At 41.9% G+C, this 13,883-nt stretch carries 14 protein-coding genes; all 14 read left to right on the top strand.

Features of this window, described 5'->3' with window-relative positions; genetic code table 11:
- Nucleotides 1-42: 42 nt before the first annotated feature.
- The 14 genes from DXB83_RS13745 (at nucleotide 43) to DXB83_RS13685 (ending at nucleotide 13,873) form a co-directional block, all read left to right on the top strand.
- Entirely contained in the window at nucleotides 43-381 is a 339-nt protein-coding gene (locus tag DXB83_RS13745; protein WP_021651237.1) for a hypothetical protein, read from the top strand.
- 47 nt (nucleotides 382-428) lie between these two features.
- Complete coding sequence (locus DXB83_RS13740; RefSeq protein WP_025577460.1) at nucleotides 429-1,265, top strand: hypothetical protein; 837 nt, start codon at nucleotides 429-431, stop codon at nucleotides 1,263-1,265.
- A 12-nt stretch (nucleotides 1,266-1,277) separates the two neighbouring features.
- On the top strand, nucleotides 1,278-2,222 hold the full coding sequence (locus DXB83_RS13735) for a DNA-methyltransferase (protein ID WP_233435077.1): 945 nt from the start codon (nucleotides 1,278-1,280) through the stop codon (nucleotides 2,220-2,222).
- A 17-nt stretch (nucleotides 2,223-2,239) separates the two neighbouring features.
- Nucleotides 2,240-3,052: a DUF4313 domain-containing protein gene (locus DXB83_RS13730; RefSeq protein ID WP_117689846.1), complete on the top strand. Its 813-nt coding sequence runs from the start codon at nucleotides 2,240-2,242 to the stop codon at nucleotides 3,050-3,052.
- 23 nt (nucleotides 3,053-3,075) lie between these two features.
- Nucleotides 3,076-3,576 (top strand): PrgI family protein, encoded by a 501-nt coding sequence (locus DXB83_RS13725; RefSeq protein WP_117689847.1) that lies wholly within the window; start codon nucleotides 3,076-3,078, stop codon nucleotides 3,574-3,576.
- 130 nt (nucleotides 3,577-3,706) lie between these two features.
- Nucleotides 3,707-6,073, top strand: a complete 2,367-nt coding sequence (locus DXB83_RS13720; protein WP_055173279.1) for a VirB4-like conjugal transfer ATPase, CD1110 family — start codon at nucleotides 3,707-3,709, stop codon at nucleotides 6,071-6,073.
- 173 nt (nucleotides 6,074-6,246) lie between these two features.
- Nucleotides 6,247-6,369 carry a hypothetical protein gene (locus tag DXB83_RS17050; RefSeq protein WP_255610470.1) on the top strand — a complete coding sequence of 41 codons (123 nt, stop codon included), beginning with the start codon at nucleotides 6,247-6,249 and terminating at the stop codon, nucleotides 6,367-6,369.
- Nucleotides 6,353-6,874, top strand: a complete 522-nt coding sequence (locus DXB83_RS13715) for a JAB domain-containing protein (protein ID WP_055173282.1) — start codon at nucleotides 6,353-6,355, stop codon at nucleotides 6,872-6,874. Before DXB83_RS17050 ends, DXB83_RS13715 begins: the two co-directional genes overlap by 17 nt.
- A 168-nt stretch (nucleotides 6,875-7,042) precedes the next feature.
- Nucleotides 7,043-8,482, top strand: a complete 1,440-nt coding sequence (locus tag DXB83_RS13710) for a ribonuclease H1 domain-containing protein (RefSeq protein ID WP_021650937.1) — start codon at nucleotides 7,043-7,045, stop codon at nucleotides 8,480-8,482.
- Nucleotides 8,483-8,507: 25 nt separating this feature from the next.
- Complete coding sequence (locus DXB83_RS13705) at nucleotides 8,508-8,873, top strand: type II toxin-antitoxin system RnlB family antitoxin (protein WP_021650936.1); 366 nt, start codon at nucleotides 8,508-8,510, stop codon at nucleotides 8,871-8,873.
- A gap of 83 nt (nucleotides 8,874-8,956) precedes the next feature.
- Entirely contained in the window at nucleotides 8,957-10,297 is a 1,341-nt protein-coding gene (locus DXB83_RS13700; RefSeq protein ID WP_117467690.1) for an LPD25 domain-containing protein, read from the top strand.
- A gap of 107 nt (nucleotides 10,298-10,404) precedes the next feature.
- Nucleotides 10,405-11,262, top strand: a complete 858-nt coding sequence (locus DXB83_RS13695) for a phosphoadenosine phosphosulfate reductase family protein (RefSeq protein ID WP_118697763.1) — start codon at nucleotides 10,405-10,407, stop codon at nucleotides 11,260-11,262.
- Nucleotides 11,263-11,325: 63 nt separating this feature from the next.
- Nucleotides 11,326-11,787, top strand: coding sequence for a hypothetical protein (locus DXB83_RS13690; RefSeq protein WP_118697762.1), 462 nt, complete (start codon nucleotides 11,326-11,328; stop codon nucleotides 11,785-11,787).
- A complete protein-coding gene (locus DXB83_RS13685; RefSeq protein WP_118697761.1) occupies nucleotides 11,777-13,873 on the top strand; it encodes a C40 family peptidase in 2,097 nt (698 codons plus the stop codon). The genes DXB83_RS13690 and DXB83_RS13685 overlap by 11 nt, the downstream gene beginning before the upstream one ends.
- The last annotated feature ends 10 nt before the right edge of the window (nucleotides 13,874-13,883 follow it).

The following is a 13,883-nucleotide window of genomic DNA, read 5'->3' as shown; positions in this document are numbered from 1 at the left end:
TGCGTAATGCGGTATTAATCACATGAAAAGGAGTAAAAAGATATGAAGATCAAAGAGGTTATCAGAAAGAAACAGAACCGCTTGAAAAAATCTCTACTGGGAGTCCTGGCAGTAAGCGCTGCCACTGTTTCCCTGTTCCCCCAGACTGTCATGGCTTCCGGGGTAAGTGACGTAACACAGCCGCTTATGAATTTAAAGACACTGGTGATCAGTATTATCGGTGCGGTGGGTGTGATTATCCTGGCAAAAAACGTGATGGAATTTGCACAGGCTTACCAACAGCAGGACAGTTCTTCTATGAACAGTGCCATTAAAGGAATTGTTGCAGGGCTTATTATGGCAGCCATTTCCTCCGTTCTTACTTTCCTGGGAATTAGCTAAAACCATTCTTCTTTTTGAGATAAGCAGATAAGAAGAGAGGTGAAGTGATGTTTAATTTAGGAGAGGCGATCCTTGCACTTTTGGAAATCGTGTTTGGATTTTGGAATAACCAGGTCAGCCTCGTATTTGAACTTTTAGGACAGTCCCCTACCGGGTTCAAAGGAGGCGGGCCCTGGGGGATCATTGAAGGGATTGAACCCCTTTTTGTTGGGATAGGCTCTGCCCTGGTAGTCCTTTTTTTCGTCATTGGGTTTTGTGCAGAGTCGGTAGATATCCGGGAAGAAATCCGGTTTGAAGCAATCCTCCGTATGTTTATCCGGGTTGCCATTGCACAGTGGCTGGTATCTTATAACATTACCATTATGAAAGCCCTGTTTACTTCCTGTGGAAACCTGGTGGGGCATTTGGGGCAAAACCAGAGTGTGGAGTTATCCATTGACCCGGCGCAGGCAGAAGTGATCAAAGATTTGGGATTTGGAACCAGTATCGTGTTCCTGATACTTGCTGTTTTCCTGTCTTTAATCGTTATTATCTGTGGTTTCTTCCTGCTGTACAATGTTTATTTCCGCTTTTTGAAAATTATGGTAATTGTACCTTTTGGGGCGATTGCCAGCAGTACCCTGGCTGGAAACCGGGGGCTTAGCAATACCTTTGTAGCCTATATGAAATATTTTATCAGTGTCGTTTTTGAGGCAGTCACAATGGCGCTGGCAATTCTTTTGTGTAACCAGTTTATTTCCTCCGGACTTCCGACCTTTACCGGAGATTATGAGGACTGGGCCAAAACCCTGATTTATTTGGGGGAAATGACCTTTACGGTTGCGCTGACGGTAGGCACTGTAAAAGGAGCGCAGAACCTGACTTCCAGGGCACTGGGATTGTAGGAGGAAAGGATTGTGCAGGAAAAAGGGATACAGATGACACTATTTGAATATTTTCAGGACGCAGAATGCTTCAGCCTTAAAGAAGCAGTGGCTTGTGTAGAACAGGTAAAAGAGGTAAAAGAACCCAGTATCCGGGCAAGAATTTATGAGGGAATAGAAAAGGGGCTTTTTTCCAGGATAGCCAAAGGAGTCTATACGGTTACCAAAGAACAGGACGGAGAAGAGGTAACTTGTATGCTGGTTCAGGGAAATGGCAGGGATTTGAGCTTTTTAAAAGATAACAGTATAGATGCCATTATTACAGACCATGCTTATGACCTGAAAAAAAGCCTGAAAGGGGGAAACCGGGATTTTGCCGCCTATGAATGTTTTCAATATACGCAGGAAGACTTTGATGAAAAATACCGGGTGTTGAAAAAAGGGTGTTTTCTGGTAGAGTTCATGCCGGAAGAAAATGGGGAAAATTATGAATACCTCTATCAGATGAAAAAAATGGCGAAAGAAGCAGGACTTGAATATTATGCAAAAGTCGCCTGGAAAAAAGGAAATTTCGTTGCCAATACGGGAAGAAAATCTAAAAATACGGAAGAGATTGCATTTTTTACGAAAGGAAAAGCCAGGAATTTACGCCCAGATGCGAAAAAGGATAAGGCGGAGCCAGGAATATCCCACTATATGTCAGGCGCCAGGGGAATGCTTCCAACGGTCTTTGACATTGAACCGCCAGGGAAAAACTCCCGTATTCATCAGGCAGAAAAACCAGTGCAACTTTTGCAGCAGATCCTTGGATTTGTAACAGAAGAAAAGGAGTGGGTACTGGATCAGTTTGCAGGTTCGTTTTCCCTGGGGGAAGCAGCACTTTTAAATGAACGGAATGCAATCTGCATTGAAATTAATGAAGAATATTTTGAAAAGGGAAAAGAAAGGCTTCTGTCTGCAAAGAGCAGGAGCCGGTAAGAAGGGAGGATATGTAAATGGAACAGGAAGAAAAACTCAGCCTGGATTTTGGCAATGGGGAGATCTATGAGGTCTGGCTGGAAGTTGCAACTTATCCGGCTGATAAAAACATCAAAGTTTGTGTGTTTACGGAAAAAGAGGAAGAGATATGGAAACTTTTTGAATTGACCACAGATATGGGAATTCCGCTGGAAAAGAACCAGACCTTTTTGCTCCCAGGCTATGATCTGGAGCAGATCGTAGAATTTATCAAAAAAAACGGGCTTGGACAGTTAAAAGAAGAAATTTGCTGTTCTGGTTGTATGGAATATCCACTGTTTGAATTTCAGGAAGAAACTTTAAAGAAATTGGACCCGGAGGGATATGCAGCCTATGAGCAGGCATACCAGGAACGGGGAGAAGTAAAAAATCCAGAATTTCAAAAGGAAATCAAAACAGCAGATTTTCAATGGGCGTATGAAACCGAAGAACTGGCATTGCGGGTAGATTATTACGCAATGAACCAGAACCTTTATGTGGAACTGTATAGTAAGGAAGATGGGGCGTGGGAACCGTTTTCAGATTTGACCGTAAACCTTCCCGGATATTGCCTGGAACCTGGAACTGCCTGTATCAGCGGTGATTTTAGTAAGGAAAATATCCAATTTATTCAGGAGCATGGACTGGGAACTTTGCTTCCCTGGAAGGCACAATCCGGTATGGGGCAGTACGCGGTGGTGAAATTTCATCTGGAGGAGCTGCGTAAGTTTGACCAGGCTGGGGTTGCCGCCTTTTGCAATCAACATGGATTACAGAAAACCATGCAGGAAGAGCGAAGACAGAGCAGATAAAAAACAGATACAGGAGGTTATGTATGGAGATTGAATTAAGTGAGGACCTACAGCATTATAAAGAATCCCTGGTTCTAGGACTTACAGCAAAACAGTTTTTGTTTTCGGCATTGGCATTGGGCGTAGGAACTGGGATTGTCCTGCTTTTGTATGAAAAAATCGGGATTACTTTGAGCTGTTATGTGGCAACCCCTTTTGTTGTACCTCTGGCACTGACTGGGTTTTATAACTATCATGGGCTGACATTCTGGCAGTTTGCAGGGAAGATGATTTATTTTTCCTTTTTTAACCGCCCTTTGGTGTATGGCTCTACGGAATCGGTGCAGGAACTGAAACAGATTTATATGGAAACCCGTCAGGAAGAAGAACGGGAAGTACAGCAAAGGAAAAAGGAACATAAAAAAGAGAAGAAAGGTGGTGATGTCAACGTGGTGAAAAAGAAGGCAATCCGTATGGGAATTGTAACGGTAGTGATGATTGTACTTGGTGCGGCAGCAGCGGTGTGGTATAAGATGTACCGTTGACCAGAATATTCAATCAAGGCGTGAAATAGCGCCTGCTCTCCATTTCAGGAGAGGGATACACAGACATGTAGCGGCAGATGGAAGCTGCTGTGTTTGTGGTCCCATCTGCCTGAAAGGAGGAAATTAGAGATTGTCAATTTTTTCAGATAAGTTTGACCAGTTAAAAAAAGCAGATAAAGCAGTAAAATCCCCGAAATATCTTCAGGAAGTCATGGGGATTGGGAGAATTGCAGAAAATGGCATTTTTGAAGTAGGGAAGGGGATATATTCCAGGACATACCGTTTTTTGGATATTAACTATGTAACCGCAGGTGCAGAAGAACAGATGCGGATTTTAAAGCAGTATTGTAAGACGGTAAATGCCATTGATATATATTTTCTTATTACCATTTTTAATCGGAATAAAAATATGCAGGATTTCCGGGAGCATGTACTTTTCCAGGAAAAAGGAGATGGTTTTAACTGGCTGCGTGGAAGTTATAATCAGATTATTGAAAAGCGCATTGTAGATGGAAGGCAGGGGATTGAGCAGGAAAAACTGCTGACTGTATGTGTAGAACGGAAATCCTACGAACAGGCAAAAGCATTTTTTGCCACTTTTGAAGCTACCTTAAAACAGAACTTTGGAGAACTTGGTTCCTGCATTGAAGAATTAAATGCAGAAGAGCGGCTGCGGGTACTTTTCAATTTTTACCGTATAGGGGAAGAAGAACAATTCTCCTTTGATTTCAGACAGGCGTTAAAAAAGGGCGGTGATCCTAAAAATGATATTTCACCAGGGTATATGCAGTTTTACCCAGGTTATTTTGAAACGGAACGGAAAAAATGCAGGGCATTATTCATTAAAAAATATCCGTCTTCTTTATCGGATACCTTTTTAAATGAGATTACCAGTCTTCCGGTTCATAGCATCACTACAATCTGCATTGTACCAGTACCAAAAGAACTGGCAAATAAGGTTCTTCAGAAGAAATATCTGGGCATTGAAAATGATATTTTAAAGCAGCAGAGAGTCCGTAATAAAAATAACGACTTTTCCAGTGACATTTCTCATATCAAGAAAGTCCAGAAGGAGAAGATTGTAAATCTTATGGACGACGTGCGGGAAAATGACCAGAACCTGTTTTATACAGGGGTTAATTTCTTGATCATGGCAGAGGACAAGAAGGAGTTAGACAGTGTAACCGAAACCATTAAAAATATCGGCAATGGACGCATGTGCCAGATTGAAACCCACTATTATCAGCAGAGGGAAGCTATGAATACCATACTTCCAGTGGGAAACCGGCAGATCAGCACAATGCGGACCATGCTCACCAGGGATATTGCAGCCCTTCTTCCCTTTAATGTACAGGAATTAAACGAAAAGTCCGGCGTCTGCTATGGCATTAACCAGGTTTCTCATAACCTTTGCATTGGAAACCGGAAAAAACTGGCAAATGGAAATGGAATGGTATTCGGTGTCCCCGGCTCCGGAAAATCCTATTTCAGTAAGTCGGAAATGCTGCAGGTGTTCTTAGGAACAGATGATGATATTATCTGTATCGATCCGACACTGGAATATTTTGATATTGCAGAAGCCCTGGGAAACCAGGCGGCAATCATTAACCTGTCTACCTATACAAAGAATTACATCAATCCTTTGGAGATGGATGTCTGGGCGCTGGATTTAAACGATTCCCAGGGATATATCCGAGATAAAGGGGAATTTATGCTGGGGCTGTGTGAACAATGTTACGGGGATAATCTAAACAGCCGCCATAAATCCATTATAGACCGTTGTGTACGAAAGCTGTATATCGACATTGCAAAGGCAAGGGAAAAGCATATCCCTACCATGTCAGAATTTTATGAGTTATTGTTGGAGCAGCCAGAAGAAGAGGCAAAGGACATTGCTTTATCGTTGGAGCTGTTTGTAAATGGCTCTTTAAATATTTTCAATAACCATACCAATGTGAATGTACAGGCAAGGTTCATTGTCTATGGTACCAGGGACCTGGGGAAAGAGCTGGGAGCCATTTCCACTCTGGTCATGCTGGAAAATATCAGTGCCAGGATTGCAGAAAACGCAAAGAAAGGAAGGGCAACCTGGCTTTATATAGATGAGTTCCATACGGTTCTTGACCGGGAGTATAGTGCGAAATTTTTGTTCAGCCTCTGGAAAAAAGTGAGGAAGCAAGGGGGACTATGCACAGGAATCACCCAAAATTTGGTTGATATGCTGCAGAACTATACAGCCATGACCATGCTGGGGAACAGTGAGTTTATTGCCCTGTTAAAGCAGTCCAATGTAGACAGTCAGGAATTATCCACTGCAGCAGGAATTCCAGAAGCACAATTAAAATATGTAGATAATTCTCCTTCCGGTACGGGGATCATTAAGTATGGAAATACCTGTATTCCATTTGATAACCGTATGGAAAAAGAAGCCAATCCGCTGTATGCGCTTTTCAATACCAACCTTCACGAAAAGGCGTTGCAGACAAAGCAGGAGTAATGTAATCTGAAAGGAACTTTTTCTTTTATCTGTAAAGGAAAAGGTATGACAGACGAGAAAAAATTAGGCAACAGCAAAAATTATAAGTCGGTAAAGTAGAAAAAGGATAGGACAAAAAGAGTGCAGTTCTTTTATCAGGCACTCTTTTTGTATATCATGGGAAAGGTGGCAGAATGGCTGAAACATATCAAATAGAAATGAATTTAGAACAGTTGGAAAGACTTTTAAAAAATCTGCCGGAGGGAATTATGCTGGAGATTTGTTTTGGAAAGGAAGAACATGGAGAAGACACATAAAATAGATGTGGTAAGTATACGCCTGGTGGAAGAACCTCCTCTATACAGTAGTAAAGAATTAAAAAATCCCTGTGATGTGGCAGAACTCTTTCAGGATTTTTTAAAAGATTGTGACCGGGAAATGTTCTGTATTTTAAACCTTCGGACAAAAAACCAGGTTATTAATGTCAACGTAGTAGGTATGGGAACGTTAAATAGTGTACTGGTTCACCCAAGAGAAGTATTCAAATCTGCGATTTTATCCAATGCCAGCAGTATCATTTTGGCACATAACCACCCTTCCGGTGATCCAGAACCAAGCAGGCATGATATAGAAGTGACAAAGCGATTGGCAGAAGCCGGCAATCTTATGGGGATTGAGGTGTTGGATCATATCGTGGTGGCTGAGAACCGGTATTTTAGTTTCAGGGAAGAAAACATACTGCCAGAATACTTTCAAATGGAAGAAGTAGCAGCAGAGCAATCTCTTCCTTATGTAAAGAGTGAGAAAGAGAAGGTACATTAATTATTGCAACAGTGAAATACATTGACTGGTTTTGACAGAACATGTATAATAAAATAAGAAACAGAAAATAAAAGTAGCTAAATAGACAAATATCGTCAAAGTGTAAACATAAAATTCTTGACGAACAGGTTGTATTATGCTATAATCCCAAATCTTGAAGGAGTATACATGGCAAAGAAAAAAGTTTATGCTGTAAAAAAGGGTAAGCAAACCGGTTTGTTTTATTCATGGAATGAGTGTAAAGAGTCGGTAAGTGGATATCCGGGAGCAGAGTATAAAGGTTTTGAAACAGAAGAGGAAGCGAAAAACTATTTAGAGAATAGGATACAAGAAATTAAAAAAGTAGATATAGAAGAGAACACAACAAACCAGTTAGTTGTATATGTAGATGGTAGTTTTGATGAGAAAATAGGAAAATATGCTTTTGGGTGTATTATTCTTACACCAAGAGGAGAAACTATTAGAGAATCAGGAAATGGAAATGAACCGGACTCTTTAGCAATTAGAAATGTTGCTGGTGAAATGCTTGGTGCTATGTATGCAGTACAATGGGCAATTAAGAATGGTTATCATAACTTAGAACTTCGTTATGATTATGAAGGAATTGAAAAGTGGGCTCAAGGAGAATGGAAGGCAAAGAATACACTTACTCAGAAATATGCAAATTTTATGAAGAGTAAATCAGATATTCTAAAAATTTCTTATCAAAAGGTAAAAGCTCATTCTGGAGATCATTATAATGAAGAAGCAGATAAATTAGCCAAAGCTGCTTTAACAGAAGGTAATGGGATTCCTAAAGTTAAAAGAGGCGATTTTTGGTTTACAGTTGAGGGAATTTCAGATGAAGATTTGTCAACAGTTATAGCACTTGCTGTTGATGAAATTGGAAAAGACAATCTAATTATAGATGAAAAAAAGATTGCTCATGGAAAAGCAGTTTCTTTAAAATGTAACAAAAGTAAAGATAGAGTAGTTGTGACACATTATCAAAAGCATAATAAAGTAGTAATGCAAGGAAGACCAGAAGTGTTATTTTCTACTATTATTGGATATATTACTGAATTAATAGAAGTAGAAGAAATTCCTAAAATTTTTAATGACACATATAATCTTAACATAGATAAAGACGAGGTTCGCTCTGAATTTCAGTTTTATATGCCAAATGCTTATGATAAGCTACCGTCTAAGAAAATGGAAAGATCTCTTCATCAGGCTGTGTATAATTTAAAGGTCACAGATGATATGTTTGATGGAACATATTTGGCTCAGCCGGCAATTCGTGTTGTAGAAGCACAATTAAAAATAGCATTAATAGAATGTGGTATTATACCAAATGCGCAGTACATCAAAGAAAATCATTTTGATATGTTTGATAAAATAGGTGTAAAATATAAGCTGAAACCAGAGAGATATGGAAATGCAAAGCCTGAGCAGGTAAAGTATATTGGAAATATTTATACGTTTTATAACAGCAATCGCCATCCAATAGAACATTGGGATGACCCTACAGCACCAATTGATACTACAAAGATGCTGGATATAAAAGGTGCTCATGATTTGATTAAAAGAGCATTGGCGATTATTGATGAATATTATGAAGTGATTTAGAAATTAGGAGAAAGGAGTAAGTTAGATGAATAACTTTGATATGATTGTGATAAGTGAAGAAAAAGAAAATATTCTTGTGGTTATGAAGACTAGCGAGCCTCCTTTTGATTACCTTGCAGAGATTGAGGCTTCGCTAAGGGAAAAACACTATATCGGTGTAGTAATGATTGATGAATTGCTACATAGTGGGAATACGGAAGAACGGTTTATTCAGGGATACTTTGATGGTGCCCGGTTTGACAGTGGGCAATTTGCCTTTGAGCTTGTTCCGAAAAAGAGCAAATTAAGGGAACCTGTTTGTTTTTACTTGCATCAAGACAGGGAAAGCCTTGAATATTCTATTTTAACGACCAGACAGCAGAAGCTGATTGAGCATGGCTGTATCATTTAAAAAGAAAATAAGAAGTAACACAAAGAGCATTATCGCTAAAAACGGTAGTGCTTTTTTTGTGCATAAAAAGGAGGTATTGCTACGTGGAAAAAGGTGAGATGGGCGAGAATGCCACCGGACGTTTGACAACGTATTATGTGGCAGAATGTATGGAATTTAACCGCTATGGAGAATACAGGGAGGATATCCACAGTGCAGAAGAGGCAGTAAAGATCTATCAGAGTATTCCTTCTGAAAGGTTGAATGCAGGAAAAGGAATTGGGCTTCATGTGGAGGAAGAAGATGGTATTCCATTGGAATTTTCCCTGGTTTATAACGGGGAGTTGGATGTGGATCTTTTGAGAGATATCTATGATCAAAACCAATACCCAGAGGTTTTTATAGCTGCCAGGGAACTGAGTGCTTATCTTCCGGAAACAAAAGTCATTGATACCAAAGGGCTTTTAACAGAGAAAACCTTGGAGGCTACTGTTTTTGCAGATGAAATGATTAAACTGGAAAAAAATCTTGACCCTGATTTTTACCATACCTTTTATCCGAAAGAAGCAGAACATAAGGAAGCTATTATATGGAAAGCCTTATGTCAAGACGGAAAAGAGGAATACAGCAGGTGGCTGGGAAGCAAGATATTTGAGCAGAAATCAGAGTTGAAAGAACAGGCAGACAAGCTAAAGACAACACTGGAACAGGTAAAACTTATTCCGCCGGTGGACTTGAAACCCTTTGTGTATGTGCGGATCAGTGAACACCCGGACATTCCATTGGAAGAAGCCATGCCATTAAATCAAGCGGTAGAATTGTTCGGAAAGCTGGATCGGCAGGCAGTGGAAGAGAAAGATATGGCAGGTTATTACAAAACACATTTTGAAATCTGTTTTCTCTCAGAGGGGGAAGTCATGTCTTATACCGGGCGCCAGGATTTTGGTGACGGGGAAGGAAATCTGCTGGATCATGTAAAAGCATTTGCAGATTATTATCTCCATACAGAAGAAGGGCAGCAGCTTATGAAACAGACCGCCAGGACAACAGAAGAATGGGAACATGAACAACAGCAAATGAGATGGGTACTGGAGGAGATGCTTCCTACCCTTCAGTATTTCTGCAACCTGGAAAAACTGGAAACAGCGGTTCTGGAAGAACAGGAAATAGAAAAGAAAGTCCCTTTACTGACGCAGGGGGACGCATCACGAAAAGCATATCAGGAAGCCATGCTTGCCTATATCCGGGAAAGCAGGATTGCATTAAATACAGGGAAGGAGCTGCCTTGTATGCCGGATATCCGGGATTTTGCAACTGCCTGTCCGGATAAATCATACAAAGAACAGGTTATGGAAGAGATACGACAGGAAGCAGAGTCATACGGTATGACCGTAGAAGCGTATGCAGCAAATGGATATGAGCCGCCAAAAAGGGGCGGCAGATAAAATTAGGAAAGGAGGCGGAGTTTTGGCCATGTAAAAGATATCTTCCCTCCTGAAAAAAATTGGATTTAGAAAAAACAGCAATAGAACGTATCCGCACTGCCAGCCAGATGTCCCTGCAACATTATGGGCTTTCTTTGGTAGTGACGGACAGTGGAGGAAAAGACAGCGCCGTATGCAGGGAACTGGTACGGCGTTCCGGCGTGCCATTTGAACTGATGCACAACCTGACTACTGCAGATGCCCCACAGACTATTTATTATGTGAGGGAACAGTTTCAGAAGGCAGAACAGGCCGGTATAACTTGTAGTATCAATAAACCTTACTATAAAGGGCAGCGGATAACTATGTGGAGCCTGATCCCCATGAAAATGATCCCTCCTACCAGGACTATCCGGTATTGTTGTGAGGTTCTAAAAGAAAATGGTGGGGCTGGGCGTTTTATCACCACAGGTGTCCGGTGGGCAGAAAGCCGAAAGCGGAGGAAAAACAGGGGGATTTATGAAAACTTTGTCCCAAATGGAAAAAAACGTGCCATTATTTTAAATAATGATAATGATGATACCAGGCGACTCTTTGAATCATGCCTGTCAAGGGGCAAACACGTATGCAATCCCATTGTTGACTGGAGTGACCAGCAGGTCTGGGAGTATATCCAGGCAGAGAAAATACCCATGAACCCTCTTTACGAAATGGGATTTCACTGGGTTGGCTGTGTAGGCTGTCCTATGGCAGGAAAACAAAGATACCGGGAGTTCCGCATCTTCCCGACCTATGAGAGGGCTTACCGGCGGGCTTTTGCTAAAATGCTGGAGTTAAGGAAAGCTGCAGGAAGGCAGTGCAATTCCCGCTTATGGTCAGATGTAGATGCTTTTTTCCGTTGGTGGATGGAGGATCCTGGTATCCCCGGACAGTATGAATTGTCCTTTCATGAAGATACCAATGAGATTTATTATGACTATTTGTAGTGGAAGGGAGGAGGAATTATCGCAAAATATCAATTATCTTTTGGACTGCAGTATGAAGCCTGGATGCTGGAAATCCGTATTCCGGACTGGCTGGAGTTTCCTTCTAAGGAGCAGGCACTAAAATATGGTGAGCAAGCTGAGGTTTCCGTTTTCTTAAAAGCGGAAGCTATTTTTTTGCTCTTTGATGGCAGTAAGGAGAAGGTTTTACCGCAGCAGACGGAACTTTATCAGTTTTCCTACCTGAAAGAAAAGACTTATGACAGACTGGGACCGCCACTTTCCCCGGAAGACATAGACCATTTGGTAGAAGTGGGGGAATTGGAGCAGGTACTGTTCAGTGAAAAATATATCCTGACAGAAGATGATTACCAGGAATTTTCCGGAAACCTTATGGAAGCCTTTCAGGAATTGGAAAAGGAGTACGGTCCACCACCCAGAGAAAAGGAACAGGGGTATCTGTTTCAGGCGCTCTGGTATCAGGCAGAAGAATTAAACCCCGGAGAGGGGGACTGCTTTGGAGATTAAGGAAAAAAAAGAAAAAGAGCCGGAGCTGAAATTAAAAAAAGAAGCCCAGGTGACGGTGCATAAGAAAAATCCTATTTTATCTGCAAAGGAAAAGAAAGCTGCTTTTACCTCTAAGCCGGTGGCCGATCTTTTAGGGCAGAGAAAGAAAAAAGAAGGGGCAGAAAAAGGGAAACAGCCGAAGCAGGGCAGAGAAGCGCTGTTTGAAAAACAAAAGGAAAAGAAAAAGCAAGCCGGGAAAGAGGCAGCAATCCGGGGAGCAGCAGAAGATAGAAAACAAAATGGAAAGGCCAAAAGCACCGTATCTGTACCGGGAACCTTACAGCCGGATCAGATGAAACAGGGGGTAGCACCAAACAGTCAGCCCTCTGCTGGTTTCCAGGCGAAGGAACAGTATCGGAGGGAACAGGCTGCAAAGCTGGCGGAAACAAAAAAATCTTCCCTGGCGAAGCAGACTGCCATAAAAGGGGTACGCCGGGGAGAGGCTGCTATATTGACCCAGTTAGAGGGCGGGGAGGAAGTCAATGATTCCCTTTATGTCATGGGGACAGCAACAAAACCGGCAGAAAAGCTGTGGAAGGATCGGAATTATAGAAAGGCAGAGCAGGAATTAAAGGTAAAACAGGCAGATGGGAAGATCACCAATAAGCAGTTTTACAGACAAACAAGAACAGTGAAAAAGAAACAGATGGAGAAACAGAAAAAACAGGCAGTCCGGCAGAGAAAAATCCAGTATATGATCAATAAGCTCACCGGAAATGGGCAGCAGGACAGTTTGGCACAGGTGGCAAAAGATATTGTAAAGATGAAAGCCTCTGTGTTTATGCTGAAGGTGGTCCAGTTTGCCGGGGCGCTTTTGGCTCCGCTGTTCAGTATTCTTCTTGTGGTGGCAATCCCTGTAGTGATTATCTTTTTCCTCTTATACTGTTCGCCACTTGGTGCGTTCATGCCAAATCCGTCTGAGGAGAACCCTACCGTCCGAGAAGTTTTAAGCGGTTACTACATGGACTTTAATACAAAACTTGGACAAAATGGGGAAGATGGGGCAGTTACCTATCTCCATGAGAAAAACGGGAATTATGTGAGTAATTACTATGATACTTTAATGGTTTATATGGTGAAGTATGGAACCGGGGATATAGGTGTGGATATGGATCAGCGGCATAAGGACAAGCTGAAGGAAATCTTTGATGAAATGAACAGTTTTGAAAACACGACCATAACCACCACCATAAAGGCAGGGGAAAGCCTGGGAAATGTTGTCACCAGCGGTTATTGCCAGTGCAGTATCTGTTGTGGACAGTGGGCAGGAGGACCTACAGCCTCCGGTGTCATGCCAAAACCGGACCATACCATTGCAGTAGATGCACAAAACCCCTTTGTCCCTATGGGAACCAGGATCATTATGAACGGGATTGAATATACCGTAGAAGATACCGGAGCATTTGACCGGTATGGGGTACAATTTGATGTTTTCTGTGCAGATCATGCAACTGCGTCTGCCTGGGGACATCAGACTTTTGAAGCGTTTCTGGCAGATGGGGACGAAAATGAGATTACGGTAACAAAGAAGGGCTGCTACGTCAAGAACCTGAATTATGAGGACTATATTGCACTTGGAAAGCTGACCGAAAAAGAAGAAGAACTTTTAAGGGAAGTCATGAGTGAGGAATTCCGAAATGAGATCCCTTCCTTTGGCGTAGGAAGTGACGTTGCAAATCTGGCACTGACGAAGGTAGGCTGCAAATACAGTCAGGAACACCGGTATGAGGAAGGATATTATGATTGCAGTTCCCTGGTACAGCGGTTGTATCAGGAGGTAGGCATTTCCCTTCCGGCGATTGCCTCTACCCAGGGAGAATTTATGGTAACACATGGGTTGGAAGTTACAGAAGGCGAACTGGAGCCGGGAGATCTGATTTTTTATTCTTATGAGCAGAATGGGCAGTTCCGCAATATTTCCCATGTGGCAATTTATGTTGGTAATGGCAGAATGGTACATGCAGCCAACAGCAGACGTGGAGTAGTGAATGACCCGTTCAATCCGTCGAACATTGGGCTGTATGGAAGACCCAGCCGCTTGCAGTAAGAAAGGAGAA

The sequence above is a fragment of the Blautia sp. OM06-15AC genome (assembly GCF_003481425.1).
Classification (GTDB): Bacteria; Bacillota; Clostridia; order Lachnospirales; family Lachnospiraceae; genus Fusicatenibacter; species Fusicatenibacter saccharivorans.
Note: the sequence above shows the minus strand (reverse complement) of the source record. Positions and strands in the feature narration are given on the sequence as shown.

Bases quoted from the DNA above. Each gene is read 5' to 3' on its own strand.
- DXB83_RS13740 (WP_025577460.1), top strand. From the start codon at position 429: ATGTTTAATTTAGGAGAGGCGATCCTTGCACTTTTGGAAATCGTGTTT.
- DXB83_RS17050 (WP_255610470.1), top strand. From the start codon at position 6,247: ATGGCTGAAACATATCAAATAGAAATGAATTTAGAACAGTTGGAAAGA.
- DXB83_RS13705 (WP_021650936.1), top strand. From the start codon at position 8,508: ATGAATAACTTTGATATGATTGTGATAAGTGAAGAAAAAGAAAATATT.
- DXB83_RS13715 (WP_055173282.1), top strand. From the start codon at position 6,353: ATGGAGAAGACACATAAAATAGATGTGGTAAGTATACGCCTGGTGGAA.
- DXB83_RS13730 (WP_117689846.1), top strand. From the start codon at position 2,240: ATGGAACAGGAAGAAAAACTCAGCCTGGATTTTGGCAATGGGGAGATC.
- DXB83_RS13710 (WP_021650937.1), top strand. From the start codon at position 7,043: ATGGCAAAGAAAAAAGTTTATGCTGTAAAAAAGGGTAAGCAAACCGGT.
- DXB83_RS13745 (WP_021651237.1), top strand. From the start codon at position 43: ATGAAGATCAAAGAGGTTATCAGAAAGAAACAGAACCGCTTGAAAAAA.
- DXB83_RS13725 (WP_117689847.1), top strand. From the start codon at position 3,076: ATGGAGATTGAATTAAGTGAGGACCTACAGCATTATAAAGAATCCCTG.
- DXB83_RS13690 (WP_118697762.1), top strand. From the start codon at position 11,326: ATGCTGGAAATCCGTATTCCGGACTGGCTGGAGTTTCCTTCTAAGGAG.
- DXB83_RS13695 (WP_118697763.1), top strand. From the start codon at position 10,405: ATGTCCCTGCAACATTATGGGCTTTCTTTGGTAGTGACGGACAGTGGA.